Genomic DNA, 16,095 nt, shown 5'->3' with positions numbered 1-16,095 from the left:
ACTGGCTTCACGCTAAACGAACTCTTGGCCGCTTCTGAGGCTGCGAAAAGGATCACATTCGGCGACTTGCCCGCCGCGTGGTTCGTCACCGCCATATGTCATTCCTGTGGTCGTGAAGCCGCCGTTGATCGATGGCAGCTTGCTCTGGAGCATGGTTCCGACGTTCCTATATTGCAGCTTTCCCGCCGAGACTCTAATCGCCGTTGGATGCAAGTTCGGAGGCAGGTCAGGCGTCGAAAACCGCTGCATCGTCCCAGTGACAGAATTCGCCGAACCTGATCCCGCTAGCAAACCTGAGGGTGCCCGGACGCCGAACGCCTGGTTTGCATTAAATGAAGACAAGCCGCTGTTCTGGTTTGCCGGAATATGGGTGCCGCAGTGGACTTCCGTGCGAAAGATCAAAACCGGCCTCGAAACCATCGACCTGTTCGGGTTCCTGACTACCAGCCCTAACCGTGTCGTCGGCGAGGTTCATGAGAAAGCCATGCCCGTCGTTCTCCGCAATGACCTGGAAATCGATCTATGGCTGACGAAACCCTGGAGTGACGTGAAGCATCTTCAGCGGCCGTTGCCGGACGACGAACTTGTCCGGTTGGAGAGCGTCCCTAAGGCCGCTTGAGTTTCGCAGCCAGGATCTGCATCGACGTTTCATCTTCGGCGGCCAGCTTCAGGATGAGGTTGTCGGCCAGACTGGTAATGGCGACTGCGATTTCAGCCGCGTTCCAGCCGTGGTCGCAGACCTTGTCCACCAGGACAAGAAAGTCATCTTCGAGCGCCTCCTCGCAATCAAGCAAGCAGTCTTCGTAAGGCATCAAGCGTCTAGGCGGGTTCATGGACGTGCTCCTGACATGATAATGATGCCAGGAATCGTAAGTTCCACAAGGGCTTGTCCGGCTCATAGCCAGTTGAAGGTGCCGGACGGTCAACGAGTGACGGCAAGGGTGCCTGACGATCGGGGTAACGAGCATCACGCCCGGCACGAACAGGGGGACACGAGCGCCGAGGTCGTGCAAGCGCTTTTACGAAGTAACCTTACCTCGTAACCTAACCAAGTTTCAAAATATTCAGTGCAACTGTTCAAATCTGGCCCTATTTCCTCAAGTAGCTTTTCCGGCCATCATCCTCGTAGCAGAAGCGTCCGTCGCGGGGGCCGATGCAATATTTTCCTGAATCGCACGCGCAATCCTTGCCCGTCGTCGGCTGCATTTCCTGCGACTGCATAAGGCCGACAGCGCCCATTTCCGCCGAGCAGTTCTTCTTGCTGGCGCTCGCCGACCCGTCGTTGCCGATGAAGGTGCTGCCCTGGCAATGATTGACGCCACCCTTCTTCCCGCTGCATGGGTAATTTGTCGCTTTCGCTGCCGCCGGCACGAGGGCCATGAAGGCGAGAGTCAAACAAATACGTTTGCTGCCGATGCACCACAAATCAGTTGCACCAGTCGATTTTATTGTGCGGGTGCCACGGCCGAGCGAAGCCCTCCTTGAGTAGGATCTGTCCGACTTCCTTTCCGCTCGGCAGATAGACGTTCACCAACGGTGCTTGGGCGTGGCGTCTTTGCCCTTGGAAACGATTTTCAGCGTCTGCCCGGTCACCAGATCTTTGAGCCGCATGCGTGCCAGATGCGCCAATTTCCGTTCCTTTTGACATTTCCAGGTGCGCAATTCCGGGGCATCGATCCCGCTCACGAACGGCGTGCCTTCACCGAGAAGGCGGAGCAGCCGCCCTTCGCATTTCAGCGTGTCGCCGTCGACCACGGCCAAGGGCGCGCAAACGATCAAAGTCGCGAGCATTTCATCTCTGTCAGCACTCGCTCTTGGTCTGGATAAAGCTCCCGCCCAGCTCTGCCTTGCGAAATCCGGGCCGCATTCTTAGTTCTGTACGCTATCCGACGGTCCTGGAACGCTCAAGTTCATCTGGCGTTGTTTCTTCAGACGCCAGGCTCGGCTTACCGTAGTTCCCCTCAAGGTATTCGCCTCCGAGCCGTGTACGAGGCCCACCGTGAGCCCCTTTGCGGTGGGCCTTTGCCCGGGCAGAACCTAAGTCTCAAGCATTTTTGGTGAAGAATAGCTCAGCAGCCTCGTGACAATAAACGAACAAGCGGTCTCGATCCGTAATACCTGAGCGATACCCGCGAAGAACAAATTCTGCAAATTCCTTCTCGTTGAACATCGTCCGGTGAAACCAGGCCTCACCAACTACCGTCTCAAAAACATCTTGCACGACCTCGATTTCCTGAAGCAGCATTGTTAGTTCAGCAAACGGCATTGCGACCCCCCTCAGCTTCTCCTCATCCAATTTAATCCTTTTCTGGCCCAATGCCAGTAAGGCGATAGAGGGAGACCAAGGAAAGCCCATATGATATTGCCTCGTTCTCAGGAGGTATGATCGTGCTAGGCTGGTTGGGGTATGTCATTGCGAGCGGGCAAAGTGCGGCCTGCAAGATGACATTCGTCATTTGATTGAAACTCAAATGTCTAATGTAACTATTAACTGCATGGGGCTATAGTGTGAGTCGTCTCGATAGGGAGAGGCTCCCCCGATGTTACATCGAAATAAGATAGTCGAAATATACCACCGAGATCCAGGGCTGACATCCTTCCAGATCGCCAAAGACGTTGGCTGCGGCCCTGGAGAAGTTATTGCGGTGCTCAGAATGGAAAGGCTCCCGCTGCCGAGGAGGGTCACGACTCCAATAGAGCGTGAGCGTGAAGCGTGCGCAGCCTTGGCGGAAGAAATGGGCGCCCCGGAAGTGGCCGCTGCGATCAGAGCTCGAAAGCTGCAATGAACACGCTAATAGGATGATTACGATGGCGTCCGAACTGAACGGCAGCCTCTAAACGGCAATTCAGCGGGAAAACCGGAGCTTGGCGATGGCTTCGCAGTAGTTGAGCAACTGGCCGGGATCAGTCTTGCCACTGCGGTAGGTCCGAAGAATGATTTCGGCGAATTCGGCGTCGTTGGCATCGGATCTGTCACACCATGGTCGGCGAGCAATTTCTTCGAATGTCGTTGGCACGAGGCTGCACTCTTCGGGTGACATGCCCATTCCTACGAACAACTCATCTCTTGGTTTGTCACTCATCATCCTGCTCTTGCGGCCAATTGAGGCGTTTCCATTGCCCGGATGCGTAGCTTTTCGCATGTTCCTCTCTAATGAACGTTTTGCTGTGCTGTTCCCGGTCTGCGGAAATCAACACTGTACAAACACCGCCGCGGTTAGACGACCAAAACGGGATTGCCCTCAACCGTTTCGGCGTTCTTTGAGGTCATCGTCGACACCCCGTGCCAACACAAACGACAGCATTTAACGGTGACATTTATCCGGTGAGAGTCCAGCTGTTGCCGTCAAGGCAACACTTGCAAGATATGTGCATGACACATACCCGCCGGCTCTATCATACGTTTTCTCAATTGTACAAAAAGCTAAGCACGCAATCGAATCTTACGTCCGGCGCTTGATCGGATGTACCCGTCGCCATGATCGTTCCCAGGACAGCCCTACCGGTCAGCTTAATAGAAACTTTGTCGAAGCCAAATATGAAAGGGGTCAGGTCAGGGTTTCCTGAATGCCTGTCGATAGAGACGTGCGAGACGATTTCCTCGTCCGTGACCCGATACGAACCTATATAGTATGCTTCGGCATCGCCACCCCACAGCTGTCCGTCCCTTAGATATACGACTCCTGTGCCCGTGCCCAACGGCGTTTGAAACTCAATCTTGTAAAGCCCCTCTTTCATCTGTGCCTCCTAGCTGTCAACTTTGGGATAATGCGGCAGAGGTCGCAAAAATAACGTCCGACTTCTCATATTTCCCTCCTGCAATTCCGGCAACTTTGCACCGCCGGCGAGAAAGTCAAGCCGCAAGCCTTCACCCTTGGCAAGGCGAGGTTTCAGCGCGGCGGCCTTAGAACGGCAGATCCTCGTCGGCTTCAATCTCGAATTTTCCCCGGGCAGCGCTGCGGACGGTAACCTTGCTGCAGCCGCATTCGGTGCATTTCGAGCCGATCCTTTGGATTGATGCAGCGTCGCACGGATAGTCTCGGCCGGCGCGCTGCACCAGCCACCTGACGTCAACGTGGGCGCTGTGGTGGCAACGTGGCGTCTCTCGGTCGCAGCAGATCGTCAGCCAGTGCCCTGCCTCCGCCAAGTCGCGGAGCGTACGAATTCGAACGGCGGAAGACATGCGGGTTCTCCTTGTCGGCCAACCCGCAGGCCGCAGTTTCGATCGATAGGCGCCGCCACGCCTGAGAAAGCTGGAGGTGAAGCTGACGAGAGTCAAGCGTCCGGGTTCAACCCGCGCGCCAGCAGGCCGGAGAGCAAACGGAATTGGTCGATCGTCACGGACAGTTCGTAAGTCAAGCCTAACACGATTTCTTAAGGTAAGTTTGCCAGCATCCTTGCCGAGTTAAATTGGTAAATAGGCTGCGGTTCGGCAACGCTATGGCGGAAGGAAGAGCGCGCTGTACAGTGACGGGGGAAGGATGGCCTTCGAATTGAAGCCAGGCGAGAGTATTGCCGACTTGCTCATCCGGGCCATGAAGGCGAGCACCGAAGATCTGAAAGAATCGATCACTCACCATGATGGCCAAGGCGGCGAGTTTGGGAACATGGCCAAACACCTGAAGGATGTAGTCGAGGACCGGAATTTCCGCCACAGGAGCCGCATCGTATGGACGTCCCTCCTCGGGGTCGTTGGCGTTGTAGCTGTTGTCGTTGTACTGACCCCTAAAATTCTCTGAGGCCTCGGTTCATATTCAGGGCAGATCAAACCAGCCCCACTTATGCGCAAGGCCAGCGGCTATCGCGACAGGGATCAGCCCGATCAAAAAATGGGCCAAACCAGATCCGAGCTCCGATGTGGGTTCACTTTTCCTCCCAGGCCAGCGTTAGCCGGTTCAATGGAACCTTCGAAATTGGCCGGCGCTGATTGCTCAAGTTCAGTTCGGCCCCAACGCCCCTCCAGGGTGCCGAGCCTCTTAAGCCCACCGCAATCCCCCGAGAGCGATGGGCTTCTTTTCGGTGCATGGCGCCTACAGCGTTGCCCGCCCTAAATTATCGAGCGTAGCGTAAAGCGGCAACTTCTCGGCAATATTCCTCCAAACAGTCAGGTTCCGTGGCGCCCTCGCGGAAGGCGCCGAGCACGAACATCGCGAATTCCTTTTCGGTCGCGACCGATTGATCGAACCACGGTTCTGCAACTATAGTTTTAAATACGGCCTGCACTATTTCTAATTCGTGTGGCTACAACACTTGTCCCGTGAACGGCATCTTACATCCCATACTTACGCGCCGTCAGCTATTCTTAAACATTTTCTGTCGCAATGCCAGTATGGCAAAGCGACCTCCGAAAAATCCTAAGTCCGCACCTCTGCTGCGGGATACCGAGGCGCCGCTTGCCTCGCGCCCTGTGCGCGTCCGCCGGCCGGAACAGCCCGAACTTCCGTTCGATCCCATGCCGGCGAGAATTGAGCCGTGCCTGGCGCAGCTCGTCGACAAGCCGCCGAAGGGCGAGCAATGGTCATTCGAAATCAAATGGGATGGCTACCGCATGGCTGTACATGTCGAGCCGCAGCGGGTCCGCGTTCTGTCGCGCAACGGCCTGCACTGGACAGATCGCGTCCCCGCAATTGTCGCAGAAGTGCGGCAGATCGCCGGCACGATGATCCTGGACGGCGAAGCGGTCGTGCTCGACGAACAGGGCCGGTCGGATTTCGGTGCTCTGCAGAAGGCATTCGGCGGGCGTGGTGGGCGGCGGGCGTCCAGTGACGTCATCCTCTACGCCTTCGACCTGCTTTATCTGGACGGCCACGACCTGACGCAAATGGGGCTAGACGAGCGCCGGGCGATGCTCGAAAATCTTATCGGCGGACGGATTGGAGCGATACATCTCTCAGAGACGATCGAGGCGGACGGGGACGAGCTCTTTCAGCAGGCGTGCGCGCTCGGTCTCGAGGGCATTATCGCCAAGAACAATGATCGTCCTTACCGATCCGGCCGCTCCGGTGACTGGCTCAAGATCAAATGCGTCCAGTCCGAATCTTTCCTGATTGTCGGCTACGAGCGTTCGACGGCTGGCTTCGGTGGTATCGGCCGGCTGCTGCTGGCGACACGGCAAGGCGACGGTCTGGCCTATGTCGGCGGCGTCGGCACTGGCTTCACGGGCACCTCCGCAACGGCGCTCAGGAAGCAGATGGACAAGATTGCCATTGCCGCGCCAGCGGTCGACACCGGCAAGAAGCGACCGAGCGTGACGTGGGTTAGGCCGGAGCTCGTCGCCGAGATTGAATTCCGAGCATGGACGGACGACGGCAAGCTTCGGCACGCATCGTTTAAGGGCGTGCGAGACAAGGCTGACGCCGGAGATGTGTTCGAGAGATGACTTGCCGTTCCGACTGCGGGGGGTGCTTTGCCGTTACGTCGAGCAGTATCGTTTGATCTCGTTCGGGTCGATCACCCCCGACTCGTATAACCGGAGAATTTTCCTGGCGAGCGCCTCGCGAGTGGGCTTGTCCCCGAGATAGCGGGGCGAAGTGGTGATTTCCTCATAGATATGGCTGAGCATGGCAATTTCCTCGGCGCGCAAGATTCCGGCTTCCGCCAGAGCGGTACTCATAGGCATCTGGTAGTCCTCCCTATAGCTCCGGCCCTTACCTCATGGGCCCACGTGTGCGGGGATTAGATTACGACGAAAATTCGGCGTTTCAATGTACGCTACCGCACGGGAAGCAATGTTATCATGACCACATCTGCAGGGTTTATCTATGATACACATGCGGTAGCGAATTACATTTACCGAAGGACCAGCGATGGCGACCGCTTTAATATGGATAGCCGCATACCTCGTCTCGGGTTTCATTTACGTGGCGCGGAATTTGAGACAACCGCTCAAGAATCAGCCGGGATATCTCGCAACTCGCCGCGGTCGCTGGACTGCTAGCGTCCTATGGGTCTTTTTGACGCTGAGTTTGATCTTGATGATGACAACGCACGGCTTCGGGCGGGCCGGCACAAAATATATTCTAGGCGAAGCCTTACCTTCGTGGGGGGTCTTCATCGCTCTCGGCATCGTTGGAACGTGGTACGTGTCTGGCTGATCCAGGCACACGCGAGCGGTCGCCCTATGGCAAGGGCAAATTTCTGAGCAAGTTCTTGAAAGCCCACCGGCGCCGCGGCTGCTTCCGTCCCTATCGCTGCTTCTAAACTGGAAATACGAAGCAGTCCGATGCGAGTGCCGCTGTCCTGAATTGCGAATAGGGGCAGCGGCATTACTACGCCGGCCAAACTCGTATACTGTTGTTCAAACTATTTTGTGCGGAACGACCGTTAGGAAGGCAGGAGCATGACAATCACGATCACCGCCCGTGACAGTGACGGCAATAGAACAGGTGTCGATTTTTCGACCTTCTTTTCCACCTTCTATCAGGAATTCACCGGCTTGCCGTCGCAGTACGGCGGCGGTCACCAATATGGCGTCTATCAGGAAAATGGCAGCAGCATTCTGTTCAACGGGACAGAGGATTGGGTCATCGATCCAGAGAATTCGTCAGGCACCACGGGCAATTTCAATCAGATCGTCTTCGGTGGGGACTTTCAACCAGCCGAAGGTGCGACTGGTACAAACAGCGCCGATCTGACCATCGATTTTCCGCAGGTTTTCGACGCAAGCACCCGTCTGTTGATTTTCGTCTCAACTAGAGCCGTATTTTTGCTTCGCGCTGATCCACGTTGCGGCCCTCAAAGATCCGAAATAGATCATCAATTTGCGCTAACTGCCGGATCAACGAGAAACGGCAAAGTGGATCAATTCGTGCTGGAAACCAACAGCTGAAGCCGAAAACGAGCAAATTTTTTTCTGCCGCTGCTCTTGAATCCGAAATTCTCAAAAACCAAATCGATTGTCGCCAGCTGCTGAATGAGGGCTGGCCTTGCTGGGAGCGCCGCTTTCGGCGCTTCCGTATCCATGTTGCTTCAAGGAGGATATGGCTATGGCAACATCTTACGACTATGCACCGCTGTTCCGTTCCAGCGTCGGCTTCGACCGGGTTTTCAATCTTCTGGAAAACGCCCAGCGCGCCCGGTCGATCAGTGACTGGCCGCCCTATGACATCGTCAAGACCGGTGACGACACCTACCGGATTTCGATCGCGGTCGCGGGCTTCACCCAGGACGAACTCGACATCACCTTCCAATCCAATCTACTGACAGTCACAGGCAAGAAGCAGGAAGCGGCTGCCGAGGGCTACCTGCATCGTGGCATTGCCGGCCGGCCGTTCGAGCACCGGTTCGAACTCGCCGACCATGTCAGAGTGAACGGGGCGGACCTCAGCAACGGACTCCTGTCGGTCGATCTGGTTCGGGAGATCCCCGAGGCACTGAAGCCGCGCAAGATCTCGATCGAGAGCGCTGCTGGCTTGATGTCTGCTGCTCCCGCGCAGATCGAAGCGCACAAGGCGGCTTAACCTGCATTGTCCGCTCCACAAGGGCGCCGTCACTGCGGCGCCCATCAACATTCTGGGTTGGGAAGGAGAGAGCGATGAAACCCGATTTGTTTAGACAGCCTGTTTCTATTCTCGTCGGCCTTGGCTACCCAGCGGAGGTTCGCAGCGTCATGGATGCCTACCGGCATCTTTCCGAGTGCCCGACGTCACTCAGGGACAGCGCGCACGCGATTGCCCTCAAGGCCTGCAGTGCGGCACTGCGTGGCGAGATTGATGCGGAAACCGCGCGTGGCCTGTTTGCGGCCTTCGCCGAGAAACACGATCTGCTGGCGCCGGAAACCAATATGATCGCGGCCTCACGCCTGCGGCGTGACCGGGATCCACACGTGCAGTGAGGTGGCCCGATGACGCACGACATGTTGCAGCAGGCGGCTAGCGGCGCCATGGCGATGGGACCAGCGGTCTTGCTTCAGGATCTGCAGCTTCAGCGGCCAATCGATGTGGTGAGAGCGCCGGCTCTTTCCGTCGATGATAAGCGAACGACTCTCGCGGCATGGGCCTCCGACTTTTACGCTATCGATTCGAAGCCGGCCCTCCGGCAGGTGCCGGGAATGCCAGAGCCGATTTCTATCGATGAGATACAGTCCGCGCTGAAAGAACTCGATCGGCGCTATGGTATCTGACGGACCGCGCGTTCAAGCGGCCTGCTTCGACGATTGGGCGAGCCGCTTGATCGCCTGCGGGACATCGCGCTGCCGGAGACGGCGCTTTCACGCGTCGGCGTCCGACGACCTTTAATTGCGGGGCCTAAAAATCAGTATGTCCCGTTGAAAAGGAAATCCTATGCGTGCTGCGCATAGGTGGGGTGAGGGATTATCTCTGTTTTAAACCGATTGAAATGCCTATATTCCAATCATCGAAACGACGCCGGGACCAAGCAGGGTTGGTGACGTCACATAGCCTTCAGGAAGGGGATTATCATGAACGTAGCACGCTCTTTCAACAATTGGCGCAAGTATCGCCAGGCCGTCACCGAACTCGGACGCTTGACTGGCCGCGAACTCCAGGACCTCGGCATCGACCGCGCTGACATCCGCAGCGTTGCCCGCGCATCGATCGCGCGTTAACCGCATAGCGTCTGGTATCTAAGACTGTTCTACGCCCGCTGATGATGCGGGCGTTTTTGCGTCAAGTTCGCGGGTCTAAGTCGCTTGGATTCTCGTTCGCTAAGTGACCTTTCAGGCTTGTGTTCCTTGCATAGCTGCAGTGCAGCATGAGACATTGGCGCTGTCCGCGATCGGTGTATGATTAATCGCATCGAAGCAATGCACCTCCTCCCGCAAAGCTTCGATTTTCAGGCGGCCCACTCCTCCTCCCAGGGACGTCTGTCGGAACAGCGGCACTCCTCCTGCTAGCCGCTGTTCGGTTCTTTCGGAAAGCCTGCCGCACCTCCTCCCGCGGCAGGCTTTTTCGTTCTCAGGGCCTTGTTCCTGCTACAGATTGAGATCGAGTTGCGGCTGTCCCTCGGTCGCGTCGCTGGGCTGATCGTTGGTCAGCGACGATAGTGTTACACCCAACAGGCGCACGGACCGTTTGAAGGGATAGACAGTTGCCAGAAGTTCGGATGCCGCGTCGAATACATCGGCCATGCTTGTGAACGGAACTGTGGCCGTCCGACTGCGGGTCGCCTGGGTGAAGTCCGAGTATTTGATTTTCACGGTCACAGTCTTCCCGCTGATGCCCTGTGCCTCGCAATAGCGCCAGACCTTCTCGGCAAGCGGCTTCAGTTCCGCCTTCGCGTGTTCGAGGTCATCGATATCCTCGACGAATGTGTCTTCCGCGCCGACCGATTTGCGGATGCGGTCGGGCCTGACCTGGCGCTCGTCAATGCCACGCGCGATGCCATAGAAATAAGGACCGGATTTGCCGAAATGCTCCTGCAGGAAAGCGAGCGACTTCGATTTCAGGTCGAGCCCGGTTTCGATCCCGTATTTGCGCTACGCTCGGCCGTCGCCGGCCCCACGCCATGGAATTTTTTAACGGGCAGGGTTTCGACAAAGCCTGGTCCGTTCTTCGGCGTGATGACGGCCTGGCCATTGGGTTTGTTCAGATCGCTGGCCATTTTGGCGAGGAACTTATTGTAGGAAATCCCGGCTGAAGCGTTGAGCCCGGTGACCTGCTTGATCTTGGCGCGGATCTCCAGCGCAATCTCGGTGGTGATTTCCATGCCCTTCAGATTTTCCGTCACATCCAGATAGGCTTCGTCCAGCGATAGCGGCTCGATCAGCGGGGTATTTTCGGCGAAGATTTCGCGGATTTGCTGGGAAACCGCCTTATAGACCTCGAAGCGCGGCGGCACGAAAATCAGGTCTGGACATTTGCGCTTCGCCGTGACCGACGGCATGGCCGAATGGACACCAAAAGCCCGTGCCTCATAGCTGGCGGCGGCCACCACGCCGCGCGCCGCCGATCCGCCGACGGCCAGCGGCTTGCCCCGGAGTTCCGGATTATCGCGCTGCTCGACCGACGCGTAAAACGGATAGAGTAGGCGATGAGCGCCTAGCCGCCTCGCAGCGGGTGGTCTCTCATCGCCTCTCGCCGAACCGGACTTGCGCCTTTCGTTACGCATCCGGCTCTCCAGAAGACATGGCAAATGCAGGCGTTTTCATCCAGCCAAGCAGGAACCGACTGATAGGAGTCCAAGCGAGAATATATTGCTCGTGGAGACCCTCTCGCCAGACGCGTCTTGTCGGGCGGCGACGGCTCGGCCCGAATGACCGCATTATGTCGCGCACCCTAGCCTTTCGGCGCTTCTTGCGAAGCCAGCACCAGATACGGCGTGTCACGAACCAGTCTATGGCCGTACACTTTCCCGGCTCGGGCGCAGTGGCGATAGTAGCCAGTCCAGCCTCGAAGGATTGAGTTCAGTTCATCGAGCTTCCGCCCAAGAGGCACCAAGTTCGTATTGACCTTGGTGAGGACCTTTATCTTGTGGCGCAGATCAGCGGATTTTGCTTTGGGTATCTCGATACGGGGGAAATACCCGTATCGTTTGTCCCATCGCATAGCGACGTGAAATCCGAGAAACTCGAACCCTTCCGCCACAGCCGTGATCCTGGTCTTTTCCGGTGACAGTTCGAGACCGGTCGTTCGCCGAAGGTAATCCGCCAGTGCGGACTTCTCCGCGACGGCATCTTCCTTCGAGCCTGAAACCAACACGACAAAGTCATCGGCATATCGGATCGGGAAGAACACACAGCGTCCTAGCCGGCGATCCCGTCCTCGTGCGCTTAGTGCCGCCGCCGCCTCGTCGCAGAGGCGGTGGTTCCGGATTTTCGTGCGGTGATAGGTCCATCGCTCATAGCGTTCCTCGATCGCGCTCAGTGCGATGTTGGCCAGCAACGGGGAGATGATCCCACCCTGAGGCGTGCCGTTATCTGTACGTAGGAATTGATCCTCGGCCAGAACGCCAGCCTTCAAGAACTGCCCGACCAACCCCGTCACCCGCCGGTCGGCCACGCGTGCGCGTACCCTCTCCAGGAGGTGGTGGTGGTTGATGTTGTCGAAACAGCCCTTTATGTCGCCCTCGATTATCCAGTTGTATGGCATTCGGTGCCGTCGGCTATCCGCTTCCCGCTTGCGCGGTTGGAGAGATAGCCGGATATGCTCCAAGGCCCCGTGTGTGCCCTTTCCGGGCCGAAACCCGTAGGAGACAGGCCAGAATTGAGCCTCGAAGATTGGCTCGAGAACTGCTTTGACCGCGCCTTGGACGACGCGATCCTTTACCGTGGGAATGCCCAAGGGTCGGAACTGCCCCGGTTTGCCCGCCTTCGGAATGAGCTTTCGCCGTGATGGATTCGGACGATATGCGCCAGAGCGCAATTCCTTCCGAATGCCTTCAAGGAATGCTTGCTCACCGATCCTTTGGCGAACGTGGTCCACAGTGATCCCGTCGACTCCAGCGGAGCGTTTTCCTTTATTCGTGGAAACACGCCGCCAGGCGTGACGGATCATGCGGGCGTCTGTAAGCCACCCCCATAGATCGCACCACGCTTCTTCGGGATTTGCCTTGCTTTGCTGATAGAGCCTGCGCTGAACGCCGAGTACCCAAGCCTCGTCGGCTTGATAATCCATGTCCACAGATTACTCCTCCGTCGTGCAATTCTATCGTCTTCCTGCTTCCCTTCGCCCTGCACGCGGCTTTCCCGCGCTCCGACTACTACGAAAGCTCCGCCCTCGGTGTCGTCCGTCTCCTGCCGTCGAGGCTAGCCCGGTTCCGTGCCAGGCAAACGATCCGAGTTCCCGTGTTCCGATCTCCAACCTTCGTGTCGTTAGACGGTGAGCTCTACCCCTGGCGATGCTGAGGACGGGCTGAGAGAGCGGTCCCTGTCCCGAGCACGATGTTCGTGCCCAGCAGCAGAGATGGACTGAACCCTGCCGCTTCGGATCGCGTTACCTCCGGTGCCAACACACCAGTGGAAGCGGTATGGATAAATACAGAGGCTTCCGGGCGCTCACTTCGTTGTCTCGTCATAGACACTGTGGTAGCCCGGCCCACGAGTGGTGGCTCGCACCCGGTACACTTGAGGCTGATCTGCTTATGACACCCAACCGGCGACGCCCGGTCGAGCTTCTCGGCCCCCTTTCGGCTGTTGCTCTTACAGCCGAGACGGCATTCCAACCGTCGGTCGAAAATCAGCAAGCTTGAGAGATGATGGCTAAGTCATATTTCACCTCTCTCGCGCCTTCACGGCGCACCGTCCATGTCGACGTGGACGATTTTCCGGACCGGAATGTTGCTCATATCGTTCATGGCGGCTTCGGCAATATAGGCTGCAGGCTCGGCATCTGGTGTGAGAGCTTTGCCCGAAACAAAGAGAGAACATAGCAGTCTTTGCGGCGATATCAACGATCCATTTGCACGACCTTTGCACGCGGTGAAACTACTGGCCTGCCGAGGCGTTCTGATCCTGTGACATCAACAAGCAGGAGGGAGCCGGGAGTTTATGGTCGACAATCTTTCGACATACCGTGCCAAGCGTGATTTCAAGAAAACGGGTGAACCGGGCGGCGAAGCTCAGGTGAAGCCGTCGAACCGTCGGCGGTTCGTCATCCAGAAGCACGATGCGACCCGTCTCCACTACGACCTTCGGCTCGAACTCGATGGTGTCTTCAAATCCTGGGCGGTGACCAAGGGTCCTTCACTCGACCCACACGACAAGCGGTTGGCCGTTGAAGTAGAAGATCACCCGCTCGACTATGGCGATTTCGAAGGCACCATCCCAAAAGGCCAATATGGCGGCGGCACAGTGATGCTGTGGGACCGGGGCTACTGGGAGCCAGAAGGTAACAGGTCGCCGGAGGAAGCGCTCGCCAAAGGTGATTTCAAATTCACGCTGGAGGGCAAGCGGCTGCACGGCAGCTTCGTCCTCGTGCGTATGCGCCATGATCGCGATGGCGGCAAGCGGACCAACTGGTTGCTGATCAAGCATCATGACGACTTTTCGGTCGACGAGAACGGAGCGGCCGTCCTGGAGGAAAACGATACGTCGGTGGCTTCTAGCCGGACGATGTCGACGATCGCGTCCGGAAAGGGCAGGAAACCCAAGCCATTCATGATGCAGAATGGCGACGTCGAGGTGGATGCGGTGTGGGACAGCAATCACGGCCTTGCGGCGGAGAAGCGCAGTGCGGGCGTGAAGACCACGAAAAAGCCGGCTGCCGCCAGGCGGACAAAATCCGCCATGCCGGATTTTGTCCCACCGCAGCTCTGCGAAACCCTGGCCCGCCCGCCATCCGCCGATGGCTGGATCCATGAGATCAAGTTCGACGGTTATCGTATCCAGATGAGGATTGAGGATGGTGACGCAACCCTGAAAACCCGCAAGGGTCTTGACTGGACGGCCAAATACCCGGCCATCGCCGCGTCAGCCTCGGCTCTTCCCGGTGCCATCATCGATGGAGAAATCTGTGCGCTGGACGAAAACGGCGCCCCGCATTTCGCTGCGCTACAGGCGGCGCTGTCGGAAGGAAAGACCGACGATCTGGTGTACTTCGCTTTCGACCTGCTATTCGTCGGCGACGAAGACCTGCGCGAACTGCCGCTCACCGAACGGAAGGAACGGCTGGCGGCGCTGTTGTCCGACGCCGGCGAGGATCCGCGTTTGCGCTTCGTCGAGCATTTCGAAACCGGTGGCGATGCAGTTTTGAGATCTGCCTGCCGTTTGTCGTTGGAAGGGATTGTCTCCAAGCAGGGCGACGCTCCCTATCAGTCAGGCCGCACGGAGACCTGGGCGAAGTCGAAATGCAGGGCAGGGCATGAAGTCGTCATCGGCGCCTATGCCAAGACCAATGGCAAGTTCCGATCGTTGCTCGTCGGCGTCAATCGCGGCGATCACTTTGTCTATGTCGGCCGGGTCGGTACGGGCTATGGCGCCAAGACCGTCGAGACGCTGCTCCCCAAGCTGCAGCAAATGGAGGCGTCAAAATCGCCGTTCACAGGGATCGGGGCGCCGAAGAAGAGTCCCGATATCGTCTGGTTGAAGCCAGAGCTGGTTGCCGAGATTGAGTTTGCCGGATGGACGGCCGATGGCCAAGTTCGGCAGGCGGCATTCAAGGGCTTGCGGGAAGATAAGCCGGCGGCAGAAGTCGAGGCCGAGAAGCCGGCTTCACCTTCCGAGACTGAGGTGCCCGATCCCGAGACGTCGAAACCAGCGCCAAAGCGTTTCCGCAAGGGCGCGAAGGTGGAGGTTATGGGCGTCATGATCTCCAGTCCCGACAAGGCGCTGTGGCCGGATGCTGGTGACGGAGAGCCGGTGACAAAGGTCGATCTGGCCCGCTATCACGAAGCCGTCGGTCCCTGGCTGATCGACCACATCAAGGGGCGCCCCTGCTCGATTATACGCACACCGGACGGAATCGGCGGAGAACAATTCTTCCAGCGCCATGCCATGCCGGGGACATCGAACTTGCTGGAATTGGTTACGGTCTTCGGCGACAAGAAGCCTTACCTGCAGATCGCCCGCGTCGAAGGCTTGGCCGCCATCGCCCAGATCGGCGGCGTCGAGCTGCATCCGTGGAATTGTGAGCCTGGTCAGCCAGAAGTGCCTGGCCGTCTGGTGTTCGACCTCGATCCGGGACCTGATGTCGAGTTCTCCACCGTCGTCGAAGCCGCCCGCGAAATCCGCGATCGGCTGTACGACCTCGGGCTCGTCAGCTTCTGCAAGACGACGGGTGGCAAGGGACTGCACGTAGTGACGCCTCTCGCCGTGTCGATGGGCAAGAAACTCAGCTGGGACATAGCGAAGAGCTTTGCCCATGATGTCTGCGAGCAGATGGCCCGCCACAATCCGGATCTCTACTTGATCAAGATGGCCAAGAACCAGCGCGAGGGGCGCATCTTTCTCGACTACCTGCGCAACGATCGCATGGCGACGGCGGTGGCGCCGTTGTCTCCACGGGCGCGGCCAGGCGCCACCGTGTCGATGCCGCTGACTTGGACGCAGGTGAAATCCGACCTCGATCCGAAGCGATTTACGGTGCGCACCGTGCCTGCACTGCTTGCGAAAACGTCCGCATGGCGGGACTATTGTGATGGCCAGCGGCCACTGGAACAGGCGATCAAACGTCTCGGGAAATCCAGGCAGGCAGCATGAGC

Annotated in this window: 18 protein-coding genes and 1 pseudogene; 9 read left to right on the top strand and 10 right to left on the bottom strand. The window is 57.8% G+C overall.

Annotated features, from left to right (window positions below; genetic code table 11):
- Positions 1-124: 124 nt before the first annotated feature.
- Positions 125-619 carry an SOS response-associated peptidase family protein gene (locus AC1DYF_RS13410; RefSeq protein WP_477877228.1) on the top strand — a complete coding sequence of 165 codons (495 nt, stop codon included), beginning with the start codon at positions 125-127 and terminating at the stop codon, positions 617-619.
- Here the strand turns inward: AC1DYF_RS13410 and AC1DYF_RS13405 are convergent.
- The 7 genes from AC1DYF_RS13405 to AC1DYF_RS13375 all read right to left on the bottom strand — a co-directional run bounded on the left by AC1DYF_RS13405 (position 606) and on the right by AC1DYF_RS13375 (position 4,183).
- Positions 606-833: a hypothetical protein gene (locus tag AC1DYF_RS13405; protein ID WP_477877227.1), complete on the bottom strand. Its 228-nt coding sequence runs from the start codon at positions 831-833 to the stop codon at positions 606-608. The genes AC1DYF_RS13410 and AC1DYF_RS13405 overlap by 14 nt on opposite strands.
- A 256-nt stretch (positions 834-1,089) precedes the next feature.
- Complete coding sequence (locus AC1DYF_RS13400; protein ID WP_477877226.1) at positions 1,090-1,425, bottom strand: YdcA family protein; 336 nt, start codon at positions 1,423-1,425, stop codon at positions 1,090-1,092.
- Positions 1,426-1,527: 102 nt separating this feature from the next.
- Positions 1,528-1,761 (bottom strand): thermonuclease family protein, encoded by a 234-nt coding sequence (locus tag AC1DYF_RS13395; RefSeq protein WP_477877225.1) that lies wholly within the window; start codon positions 1,759-1,761, stop codon positions 1,528-1,530.
- A gap of 283 nt (positions 1,762-2,044) precedes the next feature.
- The gene (locus AC1DYF_RS13390) at positions 2,045-2,266 is read right to left on the bottom strand and encodes a hypothetical protein (RefSeq protein WP_477877224.1); all 222 of its coding nucleotides are present in this window, start codon (positions 2,264-2,266) and stop codon (positions 2,045-2,047) included.
- 580 nt (positions 2,267-2,846) lie between these two features.
- On the bottom strand, positions 2,847-3,143 hold the full coding sequence (locus tag AC1DYF_RS13385) for a hypothetical protein (protein ID WP_477877223.1): 297 nt from the start codon (positions 3,141-3,143) through the stop codon (positions 2,847-2,849).
- Between the two features lie 265 nt (positions 3,144-3,408).
- Complete coding sequence (locus AC1DYF_RS13380; RefSeq protein ID WP_477877222.1) at positions 3,409-3,738, bottom strand: hypothetical protein; 330 nt, start codon at positions 3,736-3,738, stop codon at positions 3,409-3,411.
- 166 nt (positions 3,739-3,904) lie between these two features.
- Positions 3,905-4,183 carry a hypothetical protein gene (locus AC1DYF_RS13375; RefSeq protein WP_477877221.1) on the bottom strand — a complete coding sequence of 93 codons (279 nt, stop codon included), beginning with the start codon at positions 4,181-4,183 and terminating at the stop codon, positions 3,905-3,907.
- 298 nt (positions 4,184-4,481) lie between these two features.
- On the opposite strand from AC1DYF_RS13375, the gene AC1DYF_RS13370 reads away from it, so the two are divergent.
- Positions 4,482-4,739 (top strand): hypothetical protein, encoded by a 258-nt coding sequence (locus AC1DYF_RS13370; RefSeq protein WP_477877220.1) that lies wholly within the window; start codon positions 4,482-4,484, stop codon positions 4,737-4,739.
- A gap of 590 nt (positions 4,740-5,329) precedes the next feature.
- Positions 5,330-6,379, top strand: a complete 1,050-nt coding sequence (ligD, locus tag AC1DYF_RS13365) for a non-homologous end-joining DNA ligase (protein WP_477877219.1) — start codon at positions 5,330-5,332, stop codon at positions 6,377-6,379.
- A gap of 33 nt (positions 6,380-6,412) precedes the next feature.
- Here ligD (AC1DYF_RS13365) and AC1DYF_RS13360 read toward each other — a convergent pair whose 3' ends face one another.
- Positions 6,413-6,619 (bottom strand): hypothetical protein, encoded by a 207-nt coding sequence (locus tag AC1DYF_RS13360; protein ID WP_477877218.1) that lies wholly within the window; start codon positions 6,617-6,619, stop codon positions 6,413-6,415.
- A 720-nt stretch (positions 6,620-7,339) separates the two neighbouring features.
- Between AC1DYF_RS13360 and AC1DYF_RS13355 the strand changes: the two genes are divergently transcribed.
- The 5 genes from AC1DYF_RS13355 (at position 7,340) to AC1DYF_RS13335 (ending at position 9,565) form a co-directional block, all read left to right on the top strand.
- Positions 7,340-7,828, top strand: coding sequence for a hypothetical protein (locus AC1DYF_RS13355; protein ID WP_477877217.1), 489 nt, complete (start codon positions 7,340-7,342; stop codon positions 7,826-7,828).
- Between the two features lie 157 nt (positions 7,829-7,985).
- Positions 7,986-8,459 carry an Hsp20 family protein gene (locus AC1DYF_RS13350; RefSeq protein ID WP_477877216.1) on the top strand — a complete coding sequence of 158 codons (474 nt, stop codon included), beginning with the start codon at positions 7,986-7,988 and terminating at the stop codon, positions 8,457-8,459.
- A gap of 74 nt (positions 8,460-8,533) precedes the next feature.
- The gene (locus tag AC1DYF_RS13345; RefSeq protein WP_477877215.1) at positions 8,534-8,833 is read left to right on the top strand and encodes a DUF982 domain-containing protein; all 300 of its coding nucleotides are present in this window, start codon (positions 8,534-8,536) and stop codon (positions 8,831-8,833) included.
- Between the two features lie 9 nt (positions 8,834-8,842).
- Positions 8,843-9,121 carry a hypothetical protein gene (locus AC1DYF_RS13340; RefSeq protein ID WP_477877214.1) on the top strand — a complete coding sequence of 93 codons (279 nt, stop codon included), beginning with the start codon at positions 8,843-8,845 and terminating at the stop codon, positions 9,119-9,121.
- A gap of 297 nt (positions 9,122-9,418) precedes the next feature.
- Positions 9,419-9,565, top strand: a complete 147-nt coding sequence (locus AC1DYF_RS13335) for a DUF1127 domain-containing protein (RefSeq protein WP_080581738.1) — start codon at positions 9,419-9,421, stop codon at positions 9,563-9,565.
- Positions 9,566-9,931: 366 nt separating this feature from the next.
- Here AC1DYF_RS13335 and dinB read toward each other — a convergent pair.
- Both dinB and ltrA read right to left on the bottom strand, forming a co-directional pair.
- Positions 9,932-11,067 (bottom strand): annotated as a pseudogene (gene dinB / locus AC1DYF_RS13330) (DNA polymerase IV).
- A 167-nt stretch (positions 11,068-11,234) separates the two neighbouring features.
- On the bottom strand, positions 11,235-12,572 hold the full coding sequence (ltrA, locus tag AC1DYF_RS13325) for a group II intron reverse transcriptase/maturase (RefSeq protein ID WP_477877213.1): 1,338 nt from the start codon (positions 12,570-12,572) through the stop codon (positions 11,235-11,237).
- A gap of 872 nt (positions 12,573-13,444) precedes the next feature.
- Here ltrA and ligD (AC1DYF_RS13320) point away from each other — a divergent pair.
- Positions 13,445-16,093 carry a DNA ligase D gene (ligD, locus tag AC1DYF_RS13320; RefSeq protein WP_477877212.1) on the top strand — a complete coding sequence of 883 codons (2,649 nt, stop codon included), beginning with the start codon at positions 13,445-13,447 and terminating at the stop codon, positions 16,091-16,093.
- The last annotated feature ends 2 nt before the right edge of the window (positions 16,094-16,095 follow it).

This window comes from Rhizobium sp. P2_G9 (genome assembly GCF_056403475.1).
Note: the sequence above shows the minus strand (reverse complement) of the source record. Positions and strands in the feature narration are given on the sequence as shown.